We start from the raw sequence: 700 nt of genomic DNA, 5'->3' as shown, positions 1-700 counted from the left end.
CGCGCCGCGTTCAAAAAGCCCGCGTCGTCGCCGACGAGCGCGCCGCCCGGAAACACGAGCTTCGGCAGCGACATCAAACCGCCTGCGGTCATGGCGCGCGCGCCGTACGAAACACGCTTGCCGCCTTCGAGATATTTGCGGATCGCCGGATGCGTCTTGTAACGCTGGAATTCCTCGAACGGCGACAGATACGGATTCGTATAAGCGAGGCCGACGACGAAACCCACCATCACCTGGTTGTTGTCGATGTGATAGAGGAACGAGCCGCCGTACGTATCGTTTTCGAGCGGCCAGCCGGCGGTGTGAATCACGAGACCCGGCTGATGCTTCGCGGGATCGATTTCCCACAGTTCCTTGATGCCGATGCCGTAGACCTGCGGATCGGCGTCCTTGCCCAGCTTGAGTTTCTCGTTCAGTTGACGGCCCAGATGCCCGCGCGCGCCTTCGCAAAACAGCGTGTATTTCGCGTGCAGTTCCATGCCGAGCTGGAAATTCTCGGTGGGCTCGCCATCCTTGCCGATGCCCATGTTGCCCGTCGCGACGCCCTTGACCGAACCGTCGTCGTTATAGAGCACTTCGGCGGCCGGGAAACCCGGGAAAATCTCGACGCCCAGCGCCTCGGCCTGCTGACCCAGCCAGCGCGTCACGTTCGCGAGGCTGATGACGTAATTGCCGTGATTCTTGAAGTTGTCCGGCAGCG

1 protein-coding gene is annotated in these 700 nt (G+C 61.6%); it reads right to left on the bottom strand.

Annotation, left to right across the window (positions count from 1 at the left end; translation table 11 throughout):
- On the bottom strand, positions 1–700 hold a 700-nt coding region (locus tag SB764_RS38180; RefSeq protein ID WP_410866487.1), incomplete at both ends, for an NAD(P)/FAD-dependent oxidoreductase.

Origin of the sequence: Paraburkholderia sp. SIMBA_027 (assembly GCF_046535315.1) — a bacterium.
GTDB classification, from domain to species: Bacteria; Pseudomonadota; Gammaproteobacteria; order Burkholderiales; family Burkholderiaceae; genus Paraburkholderia; species Paraburkholderia tropica.
This window is presented reverse-complemented; position numbering and strand designations above follow the sequence as displayed.